General features: G+C 69.0%; 23 protein-coding genes. 13 read left to right on the top strand and 10 right to left on the bottom strand.

What is annotated here, in order from left to right; genetic code table 11:
- Nucleotides 1-5: 5 nt before the first annotated feature.
- A complete protein-coding gene (locus EV138_RS17055; RefSeq protein ID WP_133981958.1) occupies nt 6-1,424 on the bottom strand; it encodes a CCA tRNA nucleotidyltransferase in 1,419 nt (472 codons plus the stop codon).
- A gap of 63 nt (nt 1,425-1,487) precedes the next feature.
- Between EV138_RS17055 and EV138_RS17050 the strand changes: the two genes are divergently transcribed.
- From EV138_RS17050 to EV138_RS17015, 8 genes are all read left to right on the top strand, one after another.
- Nucleotides 1,488-3,854 carry a DUF6049 family protein gene (locus tag EV138_RS17050; RefSeq protein WP_133979893.1) on the top strand — a complete coding sequence of 789 codons (2,367 nt, stop codon included), beginning with the start codon at nt 1,488-1,490 and terminating at the stop codon, nt 3,852-3,854.
- Nucleotides 3,847-5,502 (top strand): murein biosynthesis integral membrane protein MurJ, encoded by a 1,656-nt coding sequence (gene murJ / locus EV138_RS17045; RefSeq protein WP_133979892.1) that lies wholly within the window; start codon nt 3,847-3,849, stop codon nt 5,500-5,502. The genes EV138_RS17050 and murJ overlap by 8 nt, the downstream gene beginning before the upstream one ends.
- A gap of 115 nt (nt 5,503-5,617) precedes the next feature.
- Nucleotides 5,618-7,285, top strand: a complete 1,668-nt coding sequence (locus EV138_RS17040; protein ID WP_133979891.1) for a protein kinase family protein — start codon at nt 5,618-5,620, stop codon at nt 7,283-7,285.
- A complete protein-coding gene (gene sigM / locus EV138_RS17035) occupies nt 7,282-8,025 on the top strand; it encodes an RNA polymerase sigma factor SigM (RefSeq protein WP_238158185.1) in 744 nt (247 codons plus the stop codon). The genes EV138_RS17040 and sigM overlap by 4 nt, the downstream gene beginning before the upstream one ends.
- A gap of 103 nt (nt 8,026-8,128) precedes the next feature.
- Nucleotides 8,129-8,890 (top strand): anti-sigma factor family protein, encoded by a 762-nt coding sequence (locus tag EV138_RS17030; protein WP_133979890.1) that lies wholly within the window; start codon nt 8,129-8,131, stop codon nt 8,888-8,890.
- A 119-nt stretch (nt 8,891-9,009) separates the two neighbouring features.
- Nucleotides 9,010-9,996, top strand: coding sequence for a thioredoxin-disulfide reductase (gene trxB, locus EV138_RS17025; RefSeq protein ID WP_133979889.1), 987 nt, complete (start codon nt 9,010-9,012; stop codon nt 9,994-9,996).
- Between the two features lie 60 nt (nt 9,997-10,056).
- Nucleotides 10,057-10,374, top strand: a complete 318-nt coding sequence (trxA, locus tag EV138_RS17020; protein ID WP_369410828.1) for a thioredoxin — start codon at nt 10,057-10,059, stop codon at nt 10,372-10,374.
- 72 nt (nt 10,375-10,446) lie between these two features.
- Nucleotides 10,447-11,595 carry an N-acetylmuramoyl-L-alanine amidase gene (locus tag EV138_RS17015; protein ID WP_133979888.1) on the top strand — a complete coding sequence of 383 codons (1,149 nt, stop codon included), beginning with the start codon at nt 10,447-10,449 and terminating at the stop codon, nt 11,593-11,595.
- On the opposite strand, the gene EV138_RS17010 is transcribed toward EV138_RS17015, so the two are convergent.
- A complete protein-coding gene (locus EV138_RS17010; RefSeq protein ID WP_133979887.1) occupies nt 11,592-13,733 on the bottom strand; it encodes an MMPL family transporter in 2,142 nt (713 codons plus the stop codon). The two genes, EV138_RS17015 and EV138_RS17010, sit on opposite strands and share 4 nt — an antisense overlap.
- Before the next feature lie 87 nt (nt 13,734-13,820).
- On the opposite strand from EV138_RS17010, the gene EV138_RS17005 reads away from it, so the two are divergent.
- Nucleotides 13,821-14,153: a PadR family transcriptional regulator gene (locus EV138_RS17005; RefSeq protein ID WP_133979886.1), complete on the top strand. Its 333-nt coding sequence runs from the start codon at nt 13,821-13,823 to the stop codon at nt 14,151-14,153.
- Between the two features lie 8 nt (nt 14,154-14,161).
- Here EV138_RS17005 and EV138_RS17000 read toward each other — a convergent pair whose 3' ends face one another.
- The 4 genes from EV138_RS17000 to EV138_RS37315 form a co-directional block, all read right to left on the bottom strand.
- Nucleotides 14,162-14,824, bottom strand: coding sequence for a permease prefix domain 1-containing protein (locus EV138_RS17000; protein WP_133979885.1), 663 nt, complete (start codon nt 14,822-14,824; stop codon nt 14,162-14,164).
- 63 nt (nt 14,825-14,887) lie between these two features.
- Entirely contained in the window at nt 14,888-15,259 is a 372-nt protein-coding gene (locus EV138_RS16995) for a DUF2784 domain-containing protein (RefSeq protein WP_133979884.1), read from the bottom strand.
- A 7-nt stretch (nt 15,260-15,266) separates the two neighbouring features.
- Nucleotides 15,267-15,923 (bottom strand): GNAT family N-acetyltransferase, encoded by a 657-nt coding sequence (locus EV138_RS16990; protein ID WP_133979883.1) that lies wholly within the window; start codon nt 15,921-15,923, stop codon nt 15,267-15,269.
- Between the two features lie 16 nt (nt 15,924-15,939).
- Nucleotides 15,940-16,116 (bottom strand): hypothetical protein, encoded by a 177-nt coding sequence (locus EV138_RS37315; protein ID WP_166678620.1) that lies wholly within the window; start codon nt 16,114-16,116, stop codon nt 15,940-15,942.
- A 192-nt stretch (nt 16,117-16,308) separates the two neighbouring features.
- On the opposite strand from EV138_RS37315, the gene EV138_RS16985 reads away from it, so the two are divergent.
- The 4 genes from EV138_RS16985 (at nt 16,309) to EV138_RS16970 (ending at nt 20,362) form a co-directional block, all read left to right on the top strand.
- Entirely contained in the window at nt 16,309-17,619 is a 1,311-nt protein-coding gene (locus EV138_RS16985; RefSeq protein WP_133979882.1) for an aminotransferase-like domain-containing protein, read from the top strand.
- Between the two features lie 132 nt (nt 17,620-17,751).
- Complete coding sequence (locus tag EV138_RS16980; RefSeq protein ID WP_112245037.1) at nt 17,752-18,699, top strand: D-alanine--D-alanine ligase family protein; 948 nt, start codon at nt 17,752-17,754, stop codon at nt 18,697-18,699.
- Between the two features lie 7 nt (nt 18,700-18,706).
- Nucleotides 18,707-19,558: an SURF1 family protein gene (locus tag EV138_RS16975; protein WP_133979881.1), complete on the top strand. Its 852-nt coding sequence runs from the start codon at nt 18,707-18,709 to the stop codon at nt 19,556-19,558.
- Between the two features lie 435 nt (nt 19,559-19,993).
- Complete coding sequence (locus EV138_RS16970) at nt 19,994-20,362, top strand: DUF3817 domain-containing protein (protein ID WP_133979880.1); 369 nt, start codon at nt 19,994-19,996, stop codon at nt 20,360-20,362.
- A 1,930-nt stretch (nt 20,363-22,292) separates the two neighbouring features.
- On the opposite strand, the gene EV138_RS16965 is transcribed toward EV138_RS16970, so the two are convergent.
- The 4 genes from EV138_RS16965 to EV138_RS16950 all read right to left on the bottom strand — a co-directional run bounded on the left by EV138_RS16965 (nt 22,293) and on the right by EV138_RS16950 (nt 26,308).
- A complete protein-coding gene (locus EV138_RS16965) occupies nt 22,293-23,240 on the bottom strand; it encodes a ParB/RepB/Spo0J family partition protein (RefSeq protein ID WP_133979879.1) in 948 nt (315 codons plus the stop codon).
- A 206-nt stretch (nt 23,241-23,446) separates the two neighbouring features.
- On the bottom strand, nt 23,447-24,382 hold the full coding sequence (locus EV138_RS16960; protein ID WP_166678619.1) for a ParA family protein: 936 nt from the start codon (nt 24,380-24,382) through the stop codon (nt 23,447-23,449).
- 716 nt (nt 24,383-25,098) lie between these two features.
- Nucleotides 25,099-25,734, bottom strand: a complete 636-nt coding sequence (gene rsmG, locus EV138_RS16955) for a 16S rRNA (guanine(527)-N(7))-methyltransferase RsmG (RefSeq protein WP_133979878.1) — start codon at nt 25,732-25,734, stop codon at nt 25,099-25,101.
- A 52-nt stretch (nt 25,735-25,786) separates the two neighbouring features.
- Nucleotides 25,787-26,308: a Jag family protein gene (locus tag EV138_RS16950; protein WP_439648991.1), complete on the bottom strand. Its 522-nt coding sequence runs from the start codon at nt 26,306-26,308 to the stop codon at nt 25,787-25,789.
- Nucleotides 26,309-26,319: the final 11 nt, after the last annotated feature.

The following is a 26,319-nucleotide window of genomic DNA, read 5'->3' as shown; positions in this document are numbered from 1 at the left end:
GTCGGCTAGCGGTTGTTCCACCAGGTGAGGAGTTCGTCGCGAGCACGGTCCTCGCCGAGGGGACCCTCGTCCATCCGGAGGTTCATCAGGAACTTGTAGGCCTCGCCGACCTCGCGGCCGGGGCCGATGCCGAGGATCTCCATGATCTGGTTGCCGTCGAGGTCGGGGCGGATCGAGTCCAGCTCCTCCTGCTCCCGGAGCCGGGCGATGCGCTCCTCGAGATCGTCGTACGCCGACCGCAGCGCCTCCGCCTTGCGCTTGTTCCGGGTCGTGCAGTCGGCCCGGGTGAGGATGTGCAACCGGCTGAGCAGGTCGCCGGCGTCGCGGACGTACCGGCGTACGGCGGAATCGGTCCACTCGCCGGTGCCGTAGCCGTGGAAGCGCAGGTGCAGCTCGACCAGCTTGCCGACCTGCTCGATCTGCTCGTTGCTGAACCGGAGCGCCTTCATCCGCTTCTTCGCCAGCTTCGCGCCGACCACGTCGTGGTGGTGGAACGTCACCTTGCCGCCGGCCTCGAACTTGCGCGTCTTCGGCTTGCCGATGTCGTGGATCAGCGCGGCGAACCGGCTGATGAAGTCGGGCTCGGTCCCGCCGAGTCGCGGCTCCAGCTCGATCGCCTGCTCCAGCACGGTCAGCGAGTGCTCGTAGACATCCTTGTGCCGGTGGTGCTCGTCGCGTTCCAGCCGCAACGCGGGAAGCTCGGGCAGGACGTGGTCGGCCAGGCCGGTCGACACCAGCAGGTCCAGGCCGATCCGCGGATACTTCGCGCAGACCAGCTTCACCAGTTCGTCCCGGACCCGCTCGGCGGAGATGATCGTGATCCGCTCGGCCATCGCCGTCATCGCGGCCACCACGGCCGGGTCGGGGGTGAACCCCAACTGGGCGGCGAACCGGGCCGCCCGCATCATCCGCAGCGGGTCGTCGGAGAAGGAGTCCTCCGGTGATCCCGGCGTCCGGATCACCTTGGCGGCGACGTCCGCCAGCCCGCCGTACGGGTCGACGAACTCGTGCGACGGGAGCCGGACCGCCATCGCGTTCATCGCGAAGTCGCGCCGGGACAGGTCGTCGGGGAGATTGTCGCCGTAGGAGACCTCGGGGTTGCGCGAGGTGGGATCGTAGGACTCCGAGCGGTACGTGGTGATCTCGAGGATCCACTCGCCCTTCCGACAACCGATGGTGCCGAAAGCCTTGCCGATGTCCCAGACGTGGTCCGCCCAGCCGGCCAGCAGCTTCTCCACCGCCTCCGGCCGCGCCGAGGTGGCGAAGTCGAGGTCCTTGCTCCCGCGACCCAGCAGAATGTCCCGGACAGGACCGCCGACCAGGGCGAGTTCGTGCCCGGCCGCGGCGAACCGGTTGCCCAGTTCGTCGACCACCGGCGCGATCTCCAGCAAGGCCTGGACACCTTTCCGCTGGACGGCGGTCAGCGATCCAGGGGTGGCAGAACGGTCGGCAGTAGAGGACACGGGGAACTAGGTTACGGTGACGGCGTGTTCAGACGGCGACTGAGGCTCTCCGCGGCGACGGCGGCGAGCCTGATGATCGTTGCGTCGGCAACAGTTTCCGCCGCGACGACCGCCGTTGCGAGCCCGCAGGCGGACGATCCGGTGGTCGACGTCGCGATCGATTCGTTCAGTCCGGCGATCCCCAAGGTCGGCCAGGCCGTGACGATCACCGGCACGGTCACGAACACCAGCAACGTCACGCTCGAGGTGCCGCAGGCGATCGCCTGTATCGACACCGAGCGGCTGACCACCCGGGCCGAGCTCGCCGCGATCCCGACCGAGGAGAACAAGCCGGTCGGGAACCGGAACAACTGCCACGGCCTCGACAGTGCCGAAGCCGCCACCTTCCAGCCCTTCACCGAACCGCTCGTCCCGAAGGCCAGGGTCAAGTTCGAGCTGGTGGTGCCGTGGGCCGAGTGGCACATCAGCAAGAAGCCCGGCGTCTACGTGGTCGGCGTGATGTTCCGCGGCACCGTCGCGACGACCGTCGACGGGCAGAAGTCGACGAACCGGATCACCGCCGGCCGGAGCCGGATGCTGATGCCGGTGACCGACGGCAAGCCGACCGCCCGCAAGGTGACCACCGCGGTGGTGCTGCCGCTGCGGCACCGGCCGACGTTGCTCGCCGCCGACCGGTTCGCGAACGAGTCGCTGGCCCAGTCGATGGCGCCGACCGGTGCGCTCGGCCGGCTGCTCGCGCTCGGCCAGAAGCAGAAGGTCACCTGGCTGGTCGATCCCGGCATGCTCGACGAGGCCCGGCAGATGCGCGACGGCTACCGGGTGGTCGGCGACAACAACGTGAGCCGGCCCGGCACCGGCGCGAAGGCGGTCGCGAACTGGCTCCGGGCGTTCGACGCCACGCGCGCGAAGAACCCCGTCGTCCTGCTCCCGTACGGCGACCCGGACGTGGGCAGTTTGATCGAGGCCGCCGGCGGGCTGAGGGATCTGGTCGGTCAGGCCCGGGCCGCCACCGAGCAGTACAACCTCGGCGGCGCCCAGGGATTCAAGTCCGGGCTCTGGCTGGAGAACGGATCGGTCACCAGCCGCAACCTCGCCGCTGCCTCCACCGGGTACGCCGGGGCCAGGCCGGACGACACCACGCTGGTCAGCAGCTCCTCCTGGACTGCCGACGACCGGCCGGCTCTGTCGCCGTCACCGGTCTACAACGTGCTGACGCCCGAGGGCCCGGTCAAGAGCGTCAAGACAGTGATCGCCGACTCGTCGCTGACCGCGGGCGGCCCCGATCCGGCCGACGCCTCGTCGCCGCTGCAGGTCCGGCAGCGGTTCGCCGCGGAGACCGAACTGCTCGCCTCGAGCGGCAAGGGCCCGATCTCCGTGGTCGCGCTGCCGCCGCGGGGCTGGGATCCGGACGGCCAGGCCGCGGTCCAGTTGGTGCAGAGCCTCAGCATCCTGCCGTGGGTCAAGCCGGCCACGCTGAACGAGATCATCGCGGCGACGCCGAAGCCGGTCGTCACCAAGGCACCGCCGGCGGGACGGCCGGCGCCCGGCCTCAGCCCGGGTCAGCTCGACCAGCTGCGGAAGCTCGGCACCTCGACGAACACCTTCATCTCGCTGCTGAACGACATCGAGCAGGCCGACGAGAACCTGCGCCGGGCCCTGCTCCGGGCCGCCTCGTACAGCTGGCGCGGGTTCGCCGACGAGGCCCAGCGGTTCGTCGGCTACGAGCAGGGCGGAGTCACCTCGCAGCTCAACAAGGTGCACCTGGTGACGAACGCGGGTGGTGAGCGCGGCCAGCACCGGGCGATCAAGGTGAACCTGTCCGGGAGCAAGGGACAGTTCCCGCTGACGGTCGAGAACGGGCTGGACGTCACGATCCGGATCGGCGTCGCGGTCTCCTCGCCGAACCGCGACGACCTGCGGATCCAGCCGATCCAGCAGAAGATCGTTCCGCCGCACCAGAAGGCGACCTTCCAGATCAAGGCGAGTGCCGAGCAGAACGGTCTGATCCGGGCCGAGGCCAAGGTGATCTCGCAGTCCCAGGCGCAGGTGGGCAAGTCGCAGGAGCTGGTGATCCAGGCCCGGCAGTACGGCAGTGTCGGCTGGATCCTGGTCGGCTCCGCCTGCGCGCTGCTGTTCGGTACGTCGGCGGTCCGGATCTACCGGCGGATCCGTTCGGAGAAGCGGAACCCGAGCGCCACCGAGCCCGGCCCGGACCCGCTGCACCCGGCCCCGCTCGACACCACCGACTCCACCGGCACCCGTGACGACGCCGCAGCCGAGCCGGTCGAGCCGCTCGCCGACGAGCTGCAACCGCACCTCGCGGCCACCCCCGAACCCAATGGCCACGCCCAGCAGAGCTTGAAAGAAGGAGTCGGGACGAAGGATGGCTGACCGCACCCTGCGATCCGCGGCGGTGATGGCAGCCGGAACGGTGCTGTCCCGCCTGCTCGGATTCGTCCGGATCGCCCTGCTCGCCGCAGCCATCGGTACGGCGTTGCGGGGCGACATCTTCACCGCCGCGAACACCATTCCGAACAGCCTCTACATCCTGCTGGCCGGCGGCATCTTCAACACCGTCCTGGTGCCGCAACTGGTCCGCGCGATCAAGAATCACGACGACGGCGGCCAGGACTTCACCAACCGGCTGCTCACCTTCGGCTTCATGGTTCTCGCGGTCGTCACCGTGGGCTGTGTGCTGCTGGCGCCGCAGATCTCGGAGCTCTATCTGCCGAAGGAGTTGCACGACCCGTCGCGGGCCGCCGAGAAGGCCTCGATGATCATGTTCGCCCGGCTCTGCCTGCCGCAGATCTTCTTCTACGGCGCGTACGTGCTGGTCGGCCAGGTGCTGAACGCGCGCCGCCGGTTCGGCCCGATGATGTGGGCGCCGATCGCGAACAACATCGTCGCCTGTGCCTCGATCATCACCTTCCTGCTGATCTACCGGGCCGGTGACAACCCGCCGACCTTCACCCATGGCGAGGAGCTGCTGCTCGGCCTGGGCCACACCGTCGGCATCGCGGTGCAACTGCTGGTGCTGCTGCCGTATCTGAAGGCCAGCGGCCACACGTACGTGCCCAAGTTCGGGCTGCGTGGCACCGGCCTCGGCCAGACGGCCAAGCTCGGCACCTGGACCGTGCTGTTCGTCGCGGTGAACCAGGTGACCCTCGTGGTTGTCACCAAGCTCGCCATCGCGGGTAGTGCCTCGACCGACCCCGGCGCCAAGGCCGGCCTGTTCGCCTACAGCACGGCCATGCTGATCATCCTGGTCCCGCACGGGATCGTCACCGTCTCGCTGGCGACGGCCGCGCTGCCGCAGATGTCCGCCTTGGCTTCCGAGAACGACGTGACCGAGGTGGCCCGGCTGTCGGCGAACTCGATCCGCCAGACGCTGGCGATCGTCGTACCGGCGGCTGCCGCGATGATCGCGTTCGCCCATCCGATCGTCACGGTGATCGCCGGGTACGGCGCCGGTAAGAACAACACCCAGTTGATGGCCTACACGCTGATGACGCTGGCGCTCGGGTTGGTGCCCTTCACCGTGCAGTACTTCCAACTGCGCACGTTCTACGCGTTCGAGGACACCAGGACGCCGTTCTTCATGCAGTGCGCGATCGCGGCGACCAACATCGCTGCCGCGCTGATCGGTGTGCGGGTGCTGCTGGACAAGGAGCACCTGCGGTACAGCGGTGTGATGCTGGGCGCGGCGTACGCGCTTGCCTACCTGGTCGCCGTACTGCTGTCGCGCCGCGTCCTCGCCCGCCGGATCCCCAAGGTGGCCGGAGCGGGGATCGGGCTGCCCCTGCTGGCTATGGTCATCGCGGCCGTCGTCGGTGCGGGGATCGGCCGCGCGGTGGTGAGCGTGATCGAGTCCGTCACCGACTGGAACGGCCCGGTCACGTCGGCGGTGCTGCTGGCGATCGCGGCCGCGGTGATGTTGCCGGTGTACGTGGCGGTGGCCCGGGTACTACGTATTCACGAGGTCACCGATGTGGTGTCCATGGTCACATCGAAGTTGCCAGGCCGGTCCCGGCGCGCCTGATCCGCCGCTTGTGCGCTAGTGCACCCCGCTTGGCGTGGCCGGGAGCACCGGCGCCGCGGGGTACTAGCATGGGGCTGCGATCTGACCAGTGCCATCGAGGAGGGCGAGAGACCCTGTGTCGAACCAGACAGTCAGTCCGGGTGCTCTGCTCGCCGGGCGCTACCGGATCGCCGAGCTACTCGCGGAGATCGACGGCGCCCGGGTCTGGCGAGCGGTGGACGAGGTGCTCAGCCGCGCTGTCGTGGTCGACGTCCTCCCGGTCGGCGATCCCCGGACGAACCTGCTCTTCGAGGCTGCCCGCCGGGCAGCGGCCGCGGCCGACCCGAGATTCCTCCGGGTGCTGGACTGCGACATGCACGAGGGCGTCACGTACTGCGTCCGCGAGTGGGCCGGTGGCCGCCCGCTGGAGCGGATGCTCAGCGCGGGACCACTGACCGGCCAGCAGGCCGGCTGGCTCGCCCGCGAGGTCTCCGAGGCATTGGAGAACCTGCATCGCACCGGACACGCCCACGGCTCGATCAGCCCGGCCACGGTCGTCGTGACCGACGCGGGCGCGATCAAGGTCGTCGGCCTCGCCACCGAAGCCGCTCTGCGCTCAGCCGGCCCCGGTACGCCGGAACGGGACGTCCGCGCGCTCGGCGAAATCCTCTACGCCTCCCTCACCGGTAGGTGGCCCGGCCCGGCCCCGGCCTGGGGACTCCAGCCCGCACCGATCGAACACGGCCGCCTGCTCAGCCCGCGCCAGGTTCGCGCGGGCGTCCCGCGGTCCCTGGACGACATCGCCGACCGGCTGCTCGGTGATCCGCCCCGGCACCACTCGGCACCGATCACGAGCGCCGCGGGACTGTCCGCCGCTCTGTCGGGCGTGGTCGGCAGCTCGCACGAGCCGCCGAGCCAGATGGACGAGACCGTCGCGGTCGCGCGGCAGAACGGCAGTGTCGACGACGCGACCCAGATCGTCCCGCCGACGTACGCACCGCCCGCGCTGGACCCGACCCCAACGCCCGACTACCAGCTCGGCAACGGCCGGGCACCCGCCCAACCGGCGTACGCGACCGCGGCGGAAACCCGCCCGGTCCGCCGGCAGCCACCGCCGCCGAGCCAGAACGGTCACGGCCGGCGCAAGCCGCCGAACGACGAGCCGAAGGCCCGCGGCAGCTGGGGCGGCCGGATCCTGATCCTGCTCGCGATCCTCGCCCTGTTGTCGGTGGTCGGGATCGCGCAGTTCCTGGTCAAGGGCGCGATCAACAACGACCAGGGCAACGGCGGCAACGGCGGCAAGAACACGCCCGCCACCAGCGGACCGCCGCCGGTGACGAACACCAAGGTCACCATCGTCGCGGCCAAGGACTTCGACCCGCCGCCGGACGGCAACGGCGTCGAGCACTCCGAAGACGTCAAGAAGACCTACGACGGCAAGACCGACACCACCTGGACCACCCAGTCCTACTTCAAGCGGCCGGATCTGGGCGGCCAGAAGAAGGGCGTCGGGATCTGGTACGACCTCGGCCAGCCGACCAACGTGGCGCAGGTGACGGTCACCCTGGTCGGCGACCCGACCAGCCTCCAGCTGATGGTGCCGACCGACGCGGGCGCCACCAGCGCGCCGGACACGGTCGACGGCTGGAAGTCGGTCGCCAAGCTCAAGGACGCCGGAGAATCCGCCGTACTCAAGCCGGCCGCACCGACCCAGACCCGGTTCGTGCTGGTCTGGCTGACCAGCCTGCCCAAGGTCGGCGGCGACTACCAGGGCGAGATCGCGGAGGTCGTCGTCCAGAAATGACCTCCCTTGATTCGGACCCCACCCCGCCCCCGCGGTCGGAGATCCCGCGGATCGGTCCGGTGAGCGGCTCCCCGGAGCACCCGGTCGCCCCGCGCCCGACGTACGAGACGATGGACGATCACGAGCTGCTCCGGCTGCACGTGGCCGGCAACCCGGACTCCTTCGGTTACCTGGTCAAGCGGCACCGGGACCGGATGTGGGCGGTCGCGATCCGTACCCTCGGCGAGCCCGAGGAGGCGGCGGACGCGCTCCAGGAGGCGTTCATCTCGGCGTTCCGGCGGGCCGACTCGTTCCGCGGCGACGCCAAGGTGACCACCTGGCTGCACCGGATCGTGGTGAACGCCTGTCTGGACCGGATCCGCCGCCGCCAGGTGCGCCAGGCCGACCCGTTGCCGGAGGACGAGGATCGCGCGGCCGAGCTGGCCGGCCCTGCCGAGGACGATCCGGCTGAGGTTCGCGAGCGCCGGCTCGACGTCCTGCACGCGCTCAAGCAGATCAACTCCGACCAGCGCAGCGCCCTGGTTCTGGTGGACATGGAGGGCTACTCGATCGAGGAGGCGGCCGCCATCCTCGGTTGCGCGCCGGGCACGGTGAAGAGCCGGTGTGCCCGTGGCCGGGCCAAACTGCTGCCGTTGCTGCGGCACTGGCAGACGACCCGCGGCGGCAGCCCCGAAGTACCGGTGGCCGAGGTGGCGAAGGACCCGGCGCGGACCAGCGCGGATTCGGTGGGAACCGAATGAACGGGTCCGCCGTCGAAGGGGGGTCGCCCACCCATGACCCGCGATCCCGGAGCAGTTCAGCGATGACCACTTTGCGCACCTCCCACGAGGGGGCGAGTTCCCGATGACCGAATCCGGTCTGCCGACCAGTGAGCACCTCGAGCATCTGTCCACGGACACGATCGCCGATCTGATCGAGAACCTGCTGCCCGCGTCCGAGGCCCATCGCGCTCGTGAGCATGTGAAGGCCTGTCCCGACTGCCAGCAGACGTACGACGCGTTGCTGCAGCTGACCGAGGACCTCGCCGAAGAGGGTCGTGCCGACATCCCGATCCCGCTCGACGTCGCCGAGCACCTGGACGCCGTCATCGTGTCCGAGTCCGTACTGCGTGCGTCGACGGTCGGCGTCCACTCGCTGGCTCAGCTCCGCGAGGAGCCGCGTCGTCATCTGCCCAAGCTGCTGCTGGCCGCCGCGGCGGTGCTCGCGATCGCGGCCGCCGGAGCCGGCGTGATGATCAGCACGATGGACCGGAGCAACGAGGGTGCGGCCGGGATCAACACCAGCCCGCTCCCGGACGCCGTGCCGACGCTGACCACCGATCAGGTGGGCCCGCAGACCCAGCGCTGGCTGGAGAAGGCCAACAGTCCGGTGCTGCACGGGAGCGCCGACGAGATCGGCTGCGCCAAGAGCTTCGCCTCCAGCCGGCCGAACACGCAGCTCCGGCTGGTGCAGCCGGCGACGGTGGACGGCAAGCGGGCCACGATGATCGGTCTGCAGGGTGCCACGGCGCGCGACATCGAGATCTTCGTGGTCACCGGTTGTAGTGGCTCGGGTGGCGTCGCCAGCCCGTTCTACGACACCACGGTGACGCTGCGCAACCGCTGAGCCGGGTGCCGTGAGCCTGCGGCATGCGGGCGGCCAGGGATGGGTACGGTGGGAATGGTCGGCCTCTAGGATCCGTTGAGTACGACGTACCACTCGACGACAACCGAGGAACCCACTTCATGAGCGACGCAGGCGTCCGCAACGTCATCATCATCGGCTCCGGCCCGGCCGGATACACAGCCGCGGTGTACGCGGCCCGCGCGCAACTGGCCCCGCTGGTCTTCGAAGGCTCGGTCACCGCTGGTGGCGCCCTGATGACCACGACCGAGGTGGAGAACTACCCCGGTTTCTCCGAGGGCATCATGGGCCCGGCGCTGATGGACGAGATGCGCACCCAGGCCGAGCGCTTCGGCGCCGAACTGGTCGCCGACGACATCGTCGAGGTCGACCTGACCGGCGAGATCAAGTCCGTGACCGACTCGGCCGGTGGCGTGCACCGGGCCAAGACCGTGATCCTGGCGATGGGCTCGGGCTACCGCAAGCTGGGCCTGCCCGACGAGGAGCGGCTGTCCGGCCACGGCGTGTCCTGGTGTGCGACCTGTGACGGCTTCTTCTTCCGCCAGCACGAGATCGCCGTCGTCGGCGGTGGCGACACCGCGATCGAGGAGGCGACCTTCCTGACCCGGTTCGCGGACAAGGTGACCATCGTGCACCGTCGCGACGAGCTGCGCGCCTCCAAGATCATGGCCGAGCGCGCCTTCGCGAACGACAAGATCGAGTTCGCCTGGAACTCCGAGGTCGCCTCGATCCAGGGCGAGGACAAGCTGACCGGGATCACCCTGCGCGACACCGTGACGGGCGAGACCCGCGAATTGCCGGTCACCGGCCTGTTCATCGCGATCGGTCACGACCCGCGCTCGGAGCTGGTCAAGGGCCAGGTGCACCTGGACGACGAGGGCTACGTCCTGGTCCAGAGCGGTTCCACGAACACCAACCTGCCCGGCGTCTTCGCCGCCGGCGACCTGGTCGACCACACCTACCGCCAGGCCATCACGGCTGCCGGCACGGGCTGTTCGGCCGCACTGGACGCCGAGCGCTTCCTGGCGACGCTGGAACACGCCGAGAGCTCGGCGGCCGCCGCGGCCACCGTGCCCGTCAGCGTCTGAGTCCGAACCACCGACACCATTTCGAGCAGCAAACCGAAGGAGATCGCCGTGGGCGAGAAGATGAACGCCGTGACCGACGCCGAGTTCGACAGCACGGTGCTGAAGAGCGACAAGCCCGTACTGGTGGACTTCTGGGCCGAGTGGTGTGGCCCGTGCCGTCAGGTCTCCCCGATCCTGGAGGAGCTGGCCGGTGAGCACAGCGACAAGCTCACCTTCCTCAAGATGAACGTCGACGAGAACCCGGTCACCCCGAGCAACTACCGCGTCACCGGTATCCCTACCATCAATGTCTACGTCAACGGTGAGCTGGCCAAGTCCATCGTCGGAGCGAAGCCGAAGGCCGCGCTGCTGAAGGAACTGGCCGCCTTCACCGGCTGACGCAGGACAGCTCGAGTGGCCCGGCGACAACGGCCACTTTCCGCCGCACGGTAGTAGCAGCAAGGAGCATTGATGGCCGGGAACTCGTTGGATGGCCCGCACGGCGCCAGGATCTACCGGATCGGCGACAGCGGCGACGCTGTCGCCGAGATCATCGGCAAACTGCAGCGGCTCGGCCTGCTGGAGTCCGGCGATCACCACGTGTACGACGAGGCAACCGCGCAGGCCGTCCGCGGGTTCCAGCAGGCTCGCGGCCTGATGATCGACGGGATCGTCGGTCCGCAGACGTACCGCGCGATCGACGACGCCCGGTGGCGGCTGGGCGACCGGCTGCTGACGTACGTCCCGTCCCATCCGCTCACCGGGGACGACGTGGCCAGCCTGCAGGCGAAACTCCAGGAGCTCGGCTTCGCCGTCGCCCGGGTGGACGGCATCTTCGGACCGGACACCCAGCGCGCGGTGACGGAGTTCCAGCGCAACATGGGCCTGCCGTCCGACGGCACCTGCGGCCCGTCGACCTTCAAGGCCCTGCAGCGGATCCGGCCGATGGCCACCGGCGGCCGGCCTGACGCGCTGCGCGCGTCCGAAGCGGTGCGCGCCGCCGGACCGCGGCTGTCCGGCAAGACCGTGGTGATCGATCCCGGGCACGGTGGCTTCGACTACGGCTGGGAAGGAAATGGGCTGCGCGAGTCCGACGTGGCCTACGACCTGGCCGCGCGGATCGAGGGTCGCCTCGGCGCGACCGGCGTACGGGCTTATCTGTCCCGGGGCCGGGATCAGGGGCCGGACGAGCTCGCCCGCGCCGCGTTCGCCAATGAGACGGACGCGAATCTCTGCGTCTCCCTGCACACCGACGGTTCGATGAACCCGGCGGCCCAGGGCGTCGCGACGTACTACTACGGCGCGGATCTGCACGGCGCCTCGTCCAGCGTGGGCGAGCAGTTCGCCGGCCTGGTCCAGCGCGAGGTCGTCGCCCGCACCGACCTGCTGAACTGCCGCACCCACGCGAAGACCTGGGACCTGCTCCGCCGGACGAAGATGCCCGCCGTCCGGCTCGAGATCGGCTACGTGACCAACCCGCACGACGCCTCGCGGCTGGCGGATCCGGACTTCCGGGACGTGGTGGCCGAAGCGATCGTGGTCGCGATCCAGCGGGTGTACCTTCCGCCGGAGCAGGACGCCGCGACCGGCATGCTCCGCCTCGGCCAACTCACCGTCTAGTCGAGCGCGACCTTCGGTACGACGCGCTGCAGGCGGCGGGGTAGCCACCACGCGCGGTCGCCGAGCAGCCGTAGTACGGCCGGAACTATCACGCAGCGGATCAGCAGAGCGTCGAGCAGTACGGCGACCGCGAGGCCCAGACCGAACTGCTTCAGCATCCGGTCCGGGCTGAGCAGGAACGCCCCGAAGACGACGATCATGATCGCGGCCGCCGCGGTGATCACGCTGCCGGTATGCGCGAGCCCTTCCCGTACTGCGTTCTGCGCGTCTCCCGTACGCCGCCATTCCTCGTGGATGCGGGAGACCAGGAAGACCTCGTAGTCCATCGAGAGTCCGAAGACGATCGCGAAGATCATCACCGGCACGAACGCCTCGATCGGACCCGGCTGCGCGCCGAACCAGCCCTGCTGGAAGACCAGCGTGATCACGCCGAGCGAGGCGCCGATGCTCAGCAGGTTGAGCAGAGCCGCCTTCAACGGAATCAGCACGGACCGGAACACGGCCATCAGCAGGAGGGCCGAGAGCCCGACCACCACCAGGACGAAGATCGGCAGCCGCTTGCTCACCGCGCCGGCGAAGTCGTCCGCGGCGGCTGTGGCTCCGCCAACCAGGTAGGTGGCCTTGGTCTGCGTCTCCAGCGCGGGCAAGGTCTTGTCCCGGAGTCGCTCGACGAGGTCGCTGGTCGCCTTGTCCTGCGGCGCGGACTTGGGGAACGCCATCACCGTGGCGACCTTGCCGTCGGCCATCAGTTGCGGCGGGGCGATCGCGGCGATGCCCGGATCGGCGGCCAGTGTCCGGCCGAGCGCGTTGGCGGCAGCCTCGTCGCCCTGGGACACGACGATCAGTGGTCCGTTGAAGCCGGGCCCGAATCCCTTGGCCAGCAGGTCGTACGCCTTCCGGCTGGTCTTCGCCGGAGCGTCGGTTCCCGAGTCGGCGAAGCCGAGCCGCAGGTCGAGAGCCGGCAGACAGAGTGCCACCAACGCGACGGTTCCGAGGATGAGCGGAACCCACGGACGGCGCTGCACGAGCGTCGCCAGCCTCCGCCAGCCATCACCCGGATTGCGTCGTAACTTGGCCGCGTGCTTGCGAACACTGCGCTCGATCCGCTTGCCGAACAACGTCAGCAGCGCAGGCAGCAGACTCACTGCCGCCAACATCGTCATCAGGACGGTGAGGGTGACGCCGATCGCAACCCCTTGCAGGGAACCAAGTCCGAGGGCCAGCAGGCCGAGCAGCGCGATGACGACAGTGCAACCGGCGAACATCACCGAGCGGCCCGCTGTGTCGAGAGCCTTCCCGCCGGCTTGAAGGCGATCCGCGCCGTCGAGCAGCTCGCTGCGGTAGCGGGAGAAGATCAGCAGGGCGTAGTCGATGCCGACGCCCAGGCCGACGAGCATCATCACCGGTGCTGTGTAGGAGGGCACGGTGAACAGGTGCGACGCCAGCACCAGCAGGCCGAGTGTGCTCCCGACGGCGAAGACAGCGGTCAACAGTGGCAGGCTTGCGGCGAGCAGAGAGCCGAACAGAAGAACGAGAATCACCAACGCAGCAAGGATTCCGGCGCCTTCGGAGGCGCCGCCGCTGCTCTCCTGAGCGCCGCGGATCACGTCGCCGCCGAGTTCGACCTGCAGGCCGTCCTTGGAGATCTCCTGTGCCTTGTGGATGATCGCGCGGGCGTCCTCGGTCGGCAGGTCGGTGGCCGCCACGTCCAACGAGACAGTCGCGTACGCCGTACGGCCGTCCTGGGAGACCGATCGCGCGCTGGTGAACGGGTTTGCGACGGCTGCGACCTGCTGGAGTCTGCCGACCTCGGCCAGCATCGGCTCGATCCGGGCACGCTCGGGAGCGAGGCCGTCGGCGTCGTACAGGACGATCTGGATCGAGTCGGTCGAGCCGTGGGGCTGGTGTTCACGGAAGGTGTCGATCACCTTTTGGGAGTCCGTGCCGGGGAGTGAGTTGTCGTTGCGGTACTCGCTGCCGACCAGCGTCGAGGCGACCGTGACGGCCACGAGCGCGAGCACCCAGAGGAAGACCGCCAGGCCGGCCCGGCGCATTGCCCAGCCGGACACCCGGTGCAGCAGGCCGCCTGGTGGCTGCTGGCTCGAGGCCGGTCGTTGACTGGTGGTTTGCACGCTCATCGGAGCCCCCTGAGGCTTGCGCAGCTACATGTAGGCCGTCTACATGTCAGGCCTCGACCGTAGCAGGCATATGAGTAGACTGGCTACATGAAGGCGGACGCGCTCCGAGGGCACCTCGACCCGATGATCCTGGCCGTGGTCGAGCACGAGCCTCTACACGGCTACGCGATCATGGAGGCCCTGCTGGAGCGCAGCGGCGGCGCGCTCGACCTCCCGACGGGCACGCTCTATCCGGCGCTTCGTCGCCTGGAGCGAGCCGGCTACCTGGCGAGCGAGTGGAGCACGGTCGGCGGCCGCAAACGGCGTACGTATCAGCTCACGTTGGCCGGACAGAAGATGCTCGCCAACGGCAAGTCCGAGTGGGACGCCTTCCGCGCGGTAGTAGAAGGCGTACTACGGCCTCGCGGCGCTCCCAGCTGACCTGGCGGCTAGGCCAGGCGCAGGCAGCGGCGAGCAGATCGGCCCACGAGCAGAAGTGGGAACAGCACGAAACCGAGGACGACCGCTATGCCGTCCGGGCCGGAGCGCTCGGCCAACGCACTGGATGTCGACAAAGCGATAGCGACCACGCTGACCGCGCCTCCGCTGAGCAGAGCGAAGACCGCGATCGCCCGGGTCGCGCGATCGCGGACAGCCGGGTAGCGCAGCCCGATCCCCGAGGCGAGCAGGGCCAGCACGCTCCCCACGATCGTCAGCATGCCGATCACCATCACCAGATCGTTGAGGAACGCGGTGTAGGCGGTCGGTGAGCCGGAGTCGCGGTTCCAGGCCCAGAGCCCTTCTTTCCAGATGATCGGCTGCGCCAGCATCACCAGGCACAGCGCCAGCGCCGTACGCCGTCCCTGCGCGATCCCGAGTTCGGCGCGATAGCCAGGCACCACCTCGTCGAGCTCGCCGAAGTCGGCGACCGCGTGCTGCTCGGCGTCCCAGCGGCTCAGGCCGCCGGCCTCGAACGCCTCGGTGGCGTCCTCCAGACTGTCCCGCGCCTCGGCCATCAGGTCGGCGCGACGACGCCGGGGTCCGCTCAGGGCCCGGCTCAGTTCGGCCAAGTACGTCTCGACCGGAGCTCGGCTGGTCTCTGTGGCGGGCACGCCTACCAGTATGCGGCCGGGCCGGGTGGAGCACGTCGGGGTCTCCACTGAAGTGTCCCTGACTCAGGCGCTCACGCGGGCTCGCCGGCGACGCCGGAGTACGAAGAATCCGGCGTACGAGATCACCAGTAGGGCGAAACCGACCTTCTCCGCGACCCAGGTGTAGCCGACCGGGTAGATCGTGCCCTCCACGTAGTGCTGGATGAAGCCGCCGACGTACGGCTGCTCACCGCCGCGCCGGCGGAGCTCCTTCTCCAGCGCGGTCACCGGGCAGCCGAAGTCGAGGATCACGATGCTGAGGTTCCACAGGCCGATCCCCAGGTGGAGCCAGATCAGTCGCCGCCAGCGCCAGGCGAGGAAACCGCCGACCAGGAAGAACACCAGTAGCGCGCCGTGCACCACCATCACCAGGTCAGCGAGGAAGCGGTACACCATGAGGCGCCTACTTCAACGGCTCGCGGCTGAGACCGTCGCGCACGGTCACCGGCGCGGGCGGCGAGTGCTCGGGCCTGATGGCACCGATCAGTCGCTCGACCACCGCGGCCGTCTCGCTGCGCCAGGTCACCGTGGACCGCAGATCGAGCCGGAGCCGGGGATTGCGTGGATGATCACGGACGACGCCGAAGCCCACCGCGCGGAGGAAATCGGTCGGCCAGACACAACTCGGGCCGTCCCAGCGGGAGTCGCCGAACGCCTCGAGCGCGCGGAAGCCGCGCTTGAGCACATCCTTGGCGACCGCTTGGACCAGCACCTTGCCGAGGCCCATCCCGAGGTACCGCGGCTGGATGCGCCCGGTCGCCAGCACGATGGCGTCGGGGCTGACCGGGGCGGTCGGGAAGGCCTGAATCCTCGGTAGATAGGCGGCCGGCGCGTAGACGGCGTACCCGGCGGGCTCTTCGTCGACGTACAGGACGACGCCCGCCTGACCCCAGTCGAGCAACAACTGCGACAGCCAGGCTTCCTTCTCCAGTTCGGTGTCACCCGCGCGGCCGGCCTGGCGGGCGGCGACCGGGTCCAGCTCCCAGAAGACGCAGGCACGGCAGGGCGCCGGGAGGTCGCCCAGGTTGGCGAGCGTCAGCGGTTCCAGCCGTCGGGCCATCAGGACATCCAGGCCGTCATCGCGCAGCCGGGGCCGGTGTCCTGGCGTCGGGTGTCTCGGCCGCCTCGGGGGCGACATAGCGCTGCTGCACCTTGTCGGCCGGCTGACGCCGGAACAGCTCACCGGCGAACCCGGCCGCGACGCCGAGAAGCAGCCCGCCGAGGGTCCAGCCGAACGTCTTGCCCACGCTCATCCTGATCCTGCCTTCCAGGTGTGCAGGGGTCTGGACGGCTGTCTCAGCCACCAGTCGGTGACATGGCCGAACTTTCCCCTATAAGGCATGGTAGTGAGAGGTCGCGCCGATCGGCAGCCCGGGCCCGCGCCAGCGGGTGGCTACTTCGGCGTAACCTGGACCTTCCCCTCGAGTCCGCCTTGGAGCGCCACCGTGAGTGCTGACCTGCCCGACGTCCGGCAGACCCGTCTCGACAATTACGTCGACCGGTACGCAGCACGGACCAAGGGCATGACCGCATCGGAGATCCGGGCGCTGTTCTCGGTCGCCAGCCGTCCCGAGGTCGTCTCACTGGCGGGCGGGATGCCGAACATCGCCGGTCTGCCGCTCGACGTGGTCGGCAGCGCGGTCCGCGACCTGGTGGTCGACCACGGCGCGACCGCGATGCAGTACGGCTCGGGCCAGGGCGACCCGACCCTGCGCGAGCAGATCTGCGACGTGATGCGGATCGAGGGCATCGACGCCCATCCCGACGACGTGGTCATCACGGTCGGCAGCCAGCAGGCGGTGGACCTGGTCACCCGGGTGTTCTGCGACCCGGGCGACGTGGTGATCTGCGAAGCCCCGTCGTACGTCGGGGCGCTCGGTGTGTTCCGCGCGTATCAGTGCGAGGTCGTGCACGTCGCGATGGACGACGACGGGGTCCAGCCGGAGGCGCTGGAGCAGGCGATCTCAGCGGTCCGGGCAGCCGGCAAGAAGATCAAGTTCTTCTACACGATCCCGAACTTCCACAACCCGGCCGGCATCTCGCTGTCGGCCGAGCGGCGCAAGAAGGTGCTGGAGATCTGCCAGAAGGCGGACCTGCTGGTGCTGGAGGACAACCCGTACGGGCTGCTCGGGTTCGACGGCGACCCGATGCGGGCGCTCCGGGCCGACGACCGGGAAGGCGTCATCTACCTGGGTTCGTTCTCGAAGACGTTCGCGCCCGGCTTCCGGGTCGGCTGGGTGGCGGCGCCGCACGCCGTACGGGAGAAACTCGTGCTGGCGCAGGAGTCGGCGACGCTGTGCCCGCCCGTCTTCAGCCAGCTGGCGATTTCGTCCTACTTGTCCCGGCACGACTGGATGGGACAGGTGAAGCAGTTCCGGGAGATGTACCGCGAGCGCCGCGACGCGATGCTCGCGGCCCTGACCGACAAGATGCCTGCGGCAACGACGTGGACCAAGCCTGGTGGTGGGTTCTACGTGTGGCTGACGCTGCCGGACGGGCTCGACGCCAAGGCGATGCTGCCGCGGGCGGTCACCGCGCGAGTTGCCTATGTGCCCGGAACCGCCTTCTTTGCGGACGGTTTCGGCTCGCAGTGCATGCGGCTTTCCTACTGTCACCCGACGCCCGAACGGATCACCGAAGGGGTCGCCCGCCTGTCCGCGGTGATCAACGAGGAGCTCGAGCTCCGGCAGACCTTCGGTCCGTTGCCGGCCGGCCACGGGCACGACTACGACGCTCCGGGACCGGAGTTGAGCTGATGCCGTGCGCGCAAAGGTTGCGCATGGATCTTCGGGCGGCTCCGCGGTCCACCGACAGGTAGCGGTACCGTTCGAATGGGCCTCGGGACCGGCGCCCCGCCGGAGTCGCCCACGAGTGATCGGGAAAGTTCTATGAGTGATCTGGGTCGAGTGCTGGTTCTTGCCGGTGGGCTGTCGCACGAACGCGACGTTTCGCTGCGCTCCGGCCGGCGCGTTGCGGAAGCACTACGCAGCGTCGGTGTGGAGGTCGAGCAACGCGATGTCGACGCGAGCCTCGTCGACCGGCTGCGCAACGATCCCCCCAATGCGGTTTTCCCTGTCCTGCACGGCGTCACCGGCGAGGACGGCGCCCTCCGCCAGGTCCTCGACCTGTACGGCGTTCCGTACGTCGGCGCCGATGCCGCTGCTTGCCGGACCGCCTTCGACAAGCCGGTCGCGAGCACCATGGTCGGTTCGGCCGGGTTGCACACGCCGCCGTCGATCGTGCTGGGTCACGACACGTTCCGGGAACTCGGTGCGGCTGCGTTGATGGAGGCCGTCGTCCAGCAGATCGGTCTTCCGCTGGTGGTGAAGCCGGCCCGTGGTGGTTCCGCCCTCGGTGCGTCGATCGTGCGAGCGGTCGAGGATCTGCCGTCGGCGATGGTGAACAGCTACGCCTACGGACCGGTTGCTCTGATCGAGCGGTACATCGTGGGCACGGAGGTCGCCGTGACGGTGGTCGACACCGGCGACGGCCCGCGGCCGCTGCCTGCTGTCGAGATCCAGCCGGACTCGGGCTTCTACGACTACGAGGCTCGCTACACGGCCGGCGCGACGCAGTTCATCGTCCCGGCTCGGCTCGGTCCCGCTGTCGCTGCGGCTTGTGCGGATGCGGCCATCACGGCTCACCGGGCACTCGGCCTGCGGGATCTGTCGCGGTCGGACCTCGTCGTGGACGCCGAGGGCGTGCCGTGGTTCCTGGAGGTCAACGTGGCTCCGGGGATGACCGAGACCTCGCTGGTTCCGCTGGCCGCCGAGGCGGCCGGCATCGAGCTCGGCGTACTGTGCCGCGATCTGTTGGCCGCCGCCGCAGCACGTTGAGGTATTGATGCCTGTCGCACCGACCACCGAGCCCGAGGCTGCTGTTCCGGCTGAGCCCAACCGGTCGCTGTGGAAGACACTTCTCACGCCGCGATGGTTGGGCTTGCTCGCTCTCGCCCTCGCGATCGCGGCGGTGATGTCGGTCCTCGGTGTCTGGCAGCTTGACGTCTACCGCTCGAAGACAGCAGCCAAGACCGCCGAGCGCACCGCGGCTGCTCCGGTTGCCTTGCAGTCCCTCTTCCCCATCGACGCCGGCCTTCCTTCCAAGGCAGTCGGCCGCCGGGTCACGGTTACCGGCACCTGGGGCCCTGCCACCGACCAGCTCTACATCTCGGACCGCCGCCTGGGCGACCGCAACGGTTTCTGGGTTGTCACGCCCGTACTCCTGGACACCTCCGGCAGTGGTGCGGGCGACGGCGGCACCACGAATCCATCGGGCGCCGTCATGGTCGTCCGGGGCTGGGTGCCCTCTGCTACCGACCCAGCCGCCAAGCCACCAACCGGCCAGGTCCAACTCGTGGGCGCGATCGTCGCCTCCGAAGCCCAAGACGCCTCCGGCGACGACACCGAGGGCCGCATCCTCCAGTCCCTCCGGATCCCGACCATCGTCCACTTGGTCGACTACCGCATCTACGACGCCTTCGTAGTCATGTCCTCATCCACCCCCGCCCCGGCGACGTTGGCCCCCACGGTCGTCCCACCCCCCGCCCCACCCACCGACCACGCCGGCCTCCGCAACGTCGCCTACGCCTTCCAATGGTGGATCTTCGCCGCCTTCACCCTCTGGATGTGGACCCGAATGCTCCAAGACGCCCACCGCACCCCCACCCGGCCAGAGTCACCTCCCACCCCGGCCTAGCCCCCCCCGACCGGCCCGAGTCCCCTCCCCGACCGGCCCGAGTCCCCTCCCCGACGGGCCCGAGTCCCCTCCAACCCCGCCCGAGTCACCCGACCGGCCCGAGTCCCCTCCCACCCGGCCGAGTCACCTCCCACCCCGGCCCAGCCGCACTCCCCCCGCGGGCCTAGTCCTCTCCCACGCCGGCCCAGCCGCACCCCAACCCCGGACCTAGTCCCCACCCCGGGCCTAGTCCCCTCCGCGCGTCCGAGCCTCCCCGCACGTCCGAGCTTCCCCGCAGGCCCGAGACCTCCCCGCGCCCTCCCCGTGGACACCCACAGCGATGCGACACCCGGTTGATCCCCTCCACCCATTCGCCCTGCGACCTCCGGCGCCCTAGCCCCACCTCGGAAGTCCCCGGGCCGAGGACCAAGGATCTCCAAGCGGTACCTTTTCAAGGTGACCTCCCCCGCAGACCCCGCCAGCCCAGCCGGTACCCCGAGCACCACCGCGCCCGCCATCTCACCGGCGACTCGCAGCGCCCTGACCCGCTACCGGGTGATCGCCTACATCGTCGGCGTCATGCTCCTGGTCCTGCTCTTCGTAGCCATGCCCCTCAAGTACCTAGGCGACAACCCGTCCGCCATGAACGTAGTCGGCCCTCTCCACGGCTTCCTCTACGTGATCTACCTCCTGGCATCCTTCGACCTCGCCCGCCGAGTCCGCTGGAGCCTCCCCCGCCTCGTCCTGGTAGCCCTCGCCGGCACCATCCCCTTCCTCTCCTTCTACGCCGAACGCAAAACCACCCACGAACTCACCCCCTCCTGACCCTCCCTCCGCTCGCCACCCCTGGCCGATGTTTCACATGAAACATCGGCCGATTCATCTCCAAGTCTTTTTGTCGACAAATCTCGCAGATCCCCTTCAGTAGCCGCCAAGCGCCCGCCACAGAACGCGGAACGCTCCGCACGCGAGGCAAAGCCGCCGCCGGCGCCGCAGCACGCTGCCGACTGAGGCACCCCGAGCCGCAGCCGCGCACCGACAGCAAGCCACGAGCCCGCAAGCGCCACCCCTCCAGCGAGTGAGCAAGGCGTGCCCACCGCGGCAGAAGCGAATGCAACCACGAGCGCCAGGCCGGGCATCGGAGTTCCAACGTGCAATGAGCACGAGTACGAAACCCATCCCGCGTCGGCCGAGCCGTGCAGAGGTGCCGCGACCTTCGGAGCACAAGGCGACGTTGCTGGGGAGCTGACCGCAGGGATGGGGCACCAGTAGGTGCGGCCGCCGCTGAACCGCCCCAAGCTGACGAAGCCCACCTCAACAAGCCTCCAAGCTGAGTGGCCGGTTCTCCGCTTGCATCCCCTGACAGCCAGCCGCGTCGACACGACCTGACGTGGGAACTAGTGGATTGAGAACCGGCGTGCTGGCGCGGCAGAGACGGACAACGAGCGCAGCTACGGTCCACACCCGCCCGCAGCCCGGTACGCGGAGTTCACATCCGGAATCGCCTGCCTCTTTGCAGTGCACTTCAGCGCACCCACGGGCGCGCCAAGTCGCACCGACACCACTGACCAAGACAGCCGAAGCGCGTACTGGTACTCACGCTGGCCCGACGCTGCCGTTGCTCCGGTCCATTCCCGGGACCTCGACCGCGCGGTGGCCGGCGAAGCCTTGAAGCGCGCGCCTGACGGCTCCCGGAGAGAGATGCGCGGCTCCAGGATCAGCGTCGGACTGACGTTCTCGAGGACGCCCGAGCCGGCGCCAGGGCCAACGGCAGACCCGCAGCACCCAGCGAACGAGTGACCGGGTGACCGGGTGACCGGGTGACCGGGTGACCGATCATGACCTAGATGTTCGAGATCGTTCTTGCTTGGTGCCGCCCATATCGGGGCTCTGCATCTTCAGTCTGCGACCGCGTCCTTCACCAAGGCTGACCTCGAAGGGCGACGTGATGGCGACCTGCACCGCCTCGGGTGAGGGTCGACGGCGGTCCACGTGCGCAGTTCGCGTGGCTCCCCCAGCCTCTAAGACTGCGTCGACAGTCGACGCCTCGTCGGTTTCACGTGAAACCGGCACTTCCGCACTCTGTACAACCGAATGGCGAGCGAAGTCCGAGTGACTGCTTGATTCAGTCGGCCGAGGCGATTCGGTGTGCCGGAGTTTCCGACGAGGCACTGACCGGAATGCGGTTCGAAGCTGGCTGGGCCGGCATACCGTTCGAGCATCGCGATCGACGGAATGCGGCGGCGACCGGAAGCGCAGGCCGGACTACCTGGTCGGGGATTCAAGCGGAGTCATCCAGGGACTATCCGGCACGCCGTTCTACGCGGCTGGTGGGCCGCGCGGTAGAGCCGGCGCAGATCTGACGTGTGGTCACGACCTATCAGACGTCTCGCTGGCCGGCGCTCGGTTGCCATTGAGTGATGAGTGATCGTCAGAACCGTCTGCTCCGGTCTCGCTCCTCTAGCGAGGTGCCCTTCTTCAGCCGGTGCCGTGGGCGGGGCGCGGCTTGAGATCGGGCGAAGTTGGCGACTCGCTGGAGGTGGGGCGCCACCTACTGGGGCTGTTCTGATGTGATTTCGGCGATGGGCGGTCCGGCGTTGAATCGTGGAGATGGCTTAGAACGACGCTCACAGAACTATTTCGACATCTCGGGCGTTCGCCGGGTAGTCCGGGCGAGTGTCGGGGCGGCGCCGGCTGGGGGAAATGGGTGCGCCCTCCGGCCGAGGGGCGGGAGGGCGCGTGGGGGTGGGGGTCGCTAGTCGGTTGGCTTGTTGGGGTCCATCAGGGTGACGATTCGTTCCAGGTCGTCGATGGAGGCGAACTCGACGGTGATGCGGCCCTTGGTCTTGCCGAGGTCTACCTTGACGCGGGTTTCGAAGCGGTCCGAGAGGCGGTCGGCCAGGTCGACCAGGCGCGGGGCGACCGGCTTGTTGCGGCGGCGCGGCGGGATCGGGTCATCGGCTGACATGTCTCCCAGGGCGACGATCTCCTCGACCGTGCGGACGGAGAGGCCTTCGGCGACGATGCGTTGGGCCAAGCGCTCGATTGCGTCTCCGCTCGGAAGGCCTAGGAGCGCGCGGGCGTGGCCGGCCGAGAGGACGCCGGCGGCGACGCGGCGTTGGACGCCGGAGGGGAGCTTCAGGAGACGCAAGGTGTTGGAGATCTGGGGGCGCGAGCGGCCGATGCGGGTCGCGAGGACTTCCTGGGTGCAGCCGAAGTCGTCGAGCATCTGCTGGTACGCCGCCGCTTCTTCCAGCGGGTTCAGCTGGCTGCGGTGGAGGTTCTCCAGCAACGCGTCGCGGAGCATCACGTCGTCGGAGGTGTCCCGCACGATGGCCGGGATCGACGTCAGGCCGGCCAGTTGGGTCGCACGCCAGCGGCGCTCCCCCATCACCAGCTCGTACTTGTCGTCCTCGAGCCGGCGAACCACGATCGGCTGCAGCAGCCCGATCTCCTTCACCGAGTGGACCAGCTCCGCCATCGCGTCCTCGTCGAAGACGCTGCGCGGCTGCTTCGGGTTCGGCGAGATCTTGTCGACCTCGATCTCGGCGAACTCCGCGCCCGGTACCGCCGTCAGCTCGGGCTCCGGCTTGGCCGGCGGCGCGCCCGGGATCGAGCTGGACTTGCTACCCAAGGCCGTGGTGCCGGGAGTGGCCGTGCTGGGGATCAGCGCACCGAGCCCACGTCCGAGTCGGGTGTTCATCGACGCTCCCTTGAAATTCGACTGCCCTGAACTGACCACAACTTAGTCATGCCGCCCCCTAGACAACTTTTCACCACCAGCCGGGATCTGCTCGCGCAGCGCCGTCTGCGCCACGGTAACCGGTCGACCCAGCCGCTCACTGCTCACCCCACCACGGTCGGCACGAAGATCTTCGCGCCGCTGCGATCGGGTCCGTACCGACGTACTCAGGCGTTGTTGCGCATAGCGATCTCGCGGCTCGCTTCGAGGTACGAAAGCGCGCCTGCGGAGGCCGGGTCGTACGCCAGCACGGTCTGCCCGTGGCTGGGTGCCTCGGAGATCCGGACCGAGCGCGGTACCGCGGTACGCAGTACTGCGTCCTGGAAGTGGCCGCGGACTTCGGCTGCCACCTCGCCGGCGAGCTTGGTGCGGGCGTCGTACATGGTCAGCAGGATGGTGGAGACATCCAGGGTCGGGTTGAGATGCGACTTGACCATGTCGATGTGGCGGAGGAGCTGGGACAGACCTTCGAGCGCGTAGTACTCGCTCTGGATCGGGACCAGGACCTCGCGGGCGGCCGTCAGCGCGTTCACGGTGAGGAGGCCGAGTGACGGCGGGCAGTCGATGAAGACGTAGTCGTACTTCTCGCCCGCGGCCTCGGTCTCGGCGAGGTGCGCGTCCAGCGCCCTCTTCAGCCGGCTCTCCCGAGCGACGATGCTGACGAGTTCGATCTCCGCGCCGGCCAGGTCGATCGTCGCCGGCACGACCATGATGCCGGGGTGCTCGGCACACGGGACCAGGAGCTTGCTCAGCGGCTCGCCTTCGATGACGGCTTCGTAGACACCCGGCGTTCCTTCCGAGTGGTCGATGCCGAGAGCCGTCGACGCGTTGCCCTGGGGGTCGAGATCGATCACCAGGATCCGCGCACCGTACAGCGCCAGGCCCGCTGCGACGTTCACCGTGGTCGTGGTCTTGCCGACGCCGCCCTTCTGGTTGGCAACGACAAAGACCCGGGTTTCGGCGGGCAGCGGGAACTCGCGGCCCATGGTGCGTCCTTCGTTCACGAGCAGGGTCCGTTCGGTGGCGGCGGCGATCGGAGTTTCGAGAAGGCGTCGCTGAAGCTCGTCCGAGGTGGCCCGCGCGGCGATCTGTGCGGCAGTCATGGCGCCCATTCCAATAGGTGCGGGACTCGGCCCGAAGAGGATGTCCGTTGGGGTCGGGGCGCGTTTGCCCCCAGGTTCATCCACAGGCCTCTGTGGACGAATTCCCGCGTGAGAAGGGGTGTCCAGGGGGTAGTCATCCACAGGTCGTGGGGATTCCGGGAACTCCTCCTCCGCGACCGCCGGCGACTCTGTTCCACGTGAAACGTCGGTCTCGGTTTCACGTGAAACTGCCGGCGACGGCGTCTCGATCGGCTCGCTGCCGAGACCGAGCGAGGCCGCTGCCCGAAGCGGTGAGGGAGGAGCGGACAGGTTCGACGGAGCATCAGCGGACGAGATTGAGTTGCTGTCCGGCACAGCCGAAGCGGGCGAGCTCGGCGTGACTGCCGCAGCATCGGGCGCGGCCTCAGCGTCGATCACCGCAGTCGCGCTCGAGCCCACGGCACCGCCGGTGAAGGCGCTGATCGATGGGGGTGCCGGTTGGCCGGCCGCGCGCTCTTGATGCTCGGCCGTCGACCCCGACGAAACCTCTGCAGGACTAGCCGGCCGGGGTTCAGTCGAGTCGGACGGATCCGGCTCGCTGTCGGGGAGTACGTCCGGCTCCGGCGTCACCAGGCGGACTGTCGCCGGACCCGGAGAGGGCCAGCCGATCCCCTGTGTGGTCCGGGGTTCCCCGGTGCTCTTGTCAGGCCATCCGAGGGCGCGACTCACGAACCCGCTCACCTCCCGCGTCTTCTGTGCTGGGATCCCCGCGCAGCACGTCCGGCCACAATACTCACGACTGTCGTCGGCTGGGCCAGTTCGTCCACACCGAGTTGGTGAACATGCCAAACCTCGGCTCCGAGAGCTTCCAGCTCCCGCTCCGAGGCGGCCAGTTCCTCCTCCGCGGACGCGCCCTTCATCGCCAGCATCAGGCCGCCCTCGACACACAACGGCAGACACCAGCCGGCCAGCTTCCCGAGCGGAGCGACGGCCCGCGAGGCGACCACGTCGTACGACGCCGTGGGCAACTCTTCTGCTCGGGCGCGGACGACCTCGGCGTTGTCGCAGCCGAGTTGTTCGACCGCCTCCTCCAGGAAGGTGGTGCGCCGGAGCAACGGCTCGACCAGCGCCACCTCGAGATCCGGCCGGACTATCGCCAGCACGATCCCAGGCAGCCCCGCTCCCGTACCGATGTCGGCGACCGTGGAGTGCTCCGGGATCAACCGCTCGAGCAGGGCACAGTTCAGCAGATGCCGCTCCCAGAGCCGCGGTACTTCGCGCGGGCCGATCAGGCCGCGCAGCGTGCCCTCGGTTGCCAGCAACTCGGCATAGGCCGCAAGCCGATCCGCCGCTCGTGGAAACAGCTTGTCCACGAGCGGCGGGGTTTCACGTGAAACGCGATCCGTCACGAGCAGTACGCGGCGATCATTGCGCGGGCTGTACGACGACCCGACGGCGCGGCTCCTCGCCCTCGGACTCGCTGGTCAGTCCGGCCGCGGCGACAACGTCGTGCACGACCTTGCGCTCGAACGGGGTCATCGGGTCGAGCCGCACCGACGTACCGGTGGCCTTGACCTCTTCGACCGCCTTGCGGCCGACCTCTTCCAGCTCGGCCTTCCGGTTCGCCCGGTAGTTCGAGACGTCGAGCATCAGCCGGGAGCGCTCACCGGTCTCCCGGTACACCGCCAGCCGGGTCAGCTCCTGCAGCGCCTCCAGCACCTTGCCGTTCTCGCCGACCAGGTTGCTCAGGTCGGCGCCGACGATCGAGACCGCGGCACGGTCGCCGTCGATGTCCATGTCGATGTCGCCGTCCAGGTCGGCGATGTCCAGCAACTCTTCCAGGTAGTCGGCCGCGATGTCGCTCTCGGCTTCCAGTGCCTTCAGGTGATCGTTAGCCGTCGGGGCAGACTTCTCGGTCGCCTCGTTGTCCTGCATGCCGTCGCTCACGGCCACTCCTT

It is taken from the genome of Kribbella voronezhensis (assembly GCF_004365175.1).
Taxonomy (GTDB): Bacteria; Actinomycetota; Actinomycetes; order Propionibacteriales; family Kribbellaceae; genus Kribbella; species Kribbella voronezhensis.
The sequence above is the reverse complement of the archived record's forward strand: the minus strand, read 5'-3'. Positions and strand labels throughout refer to the sequence as shown.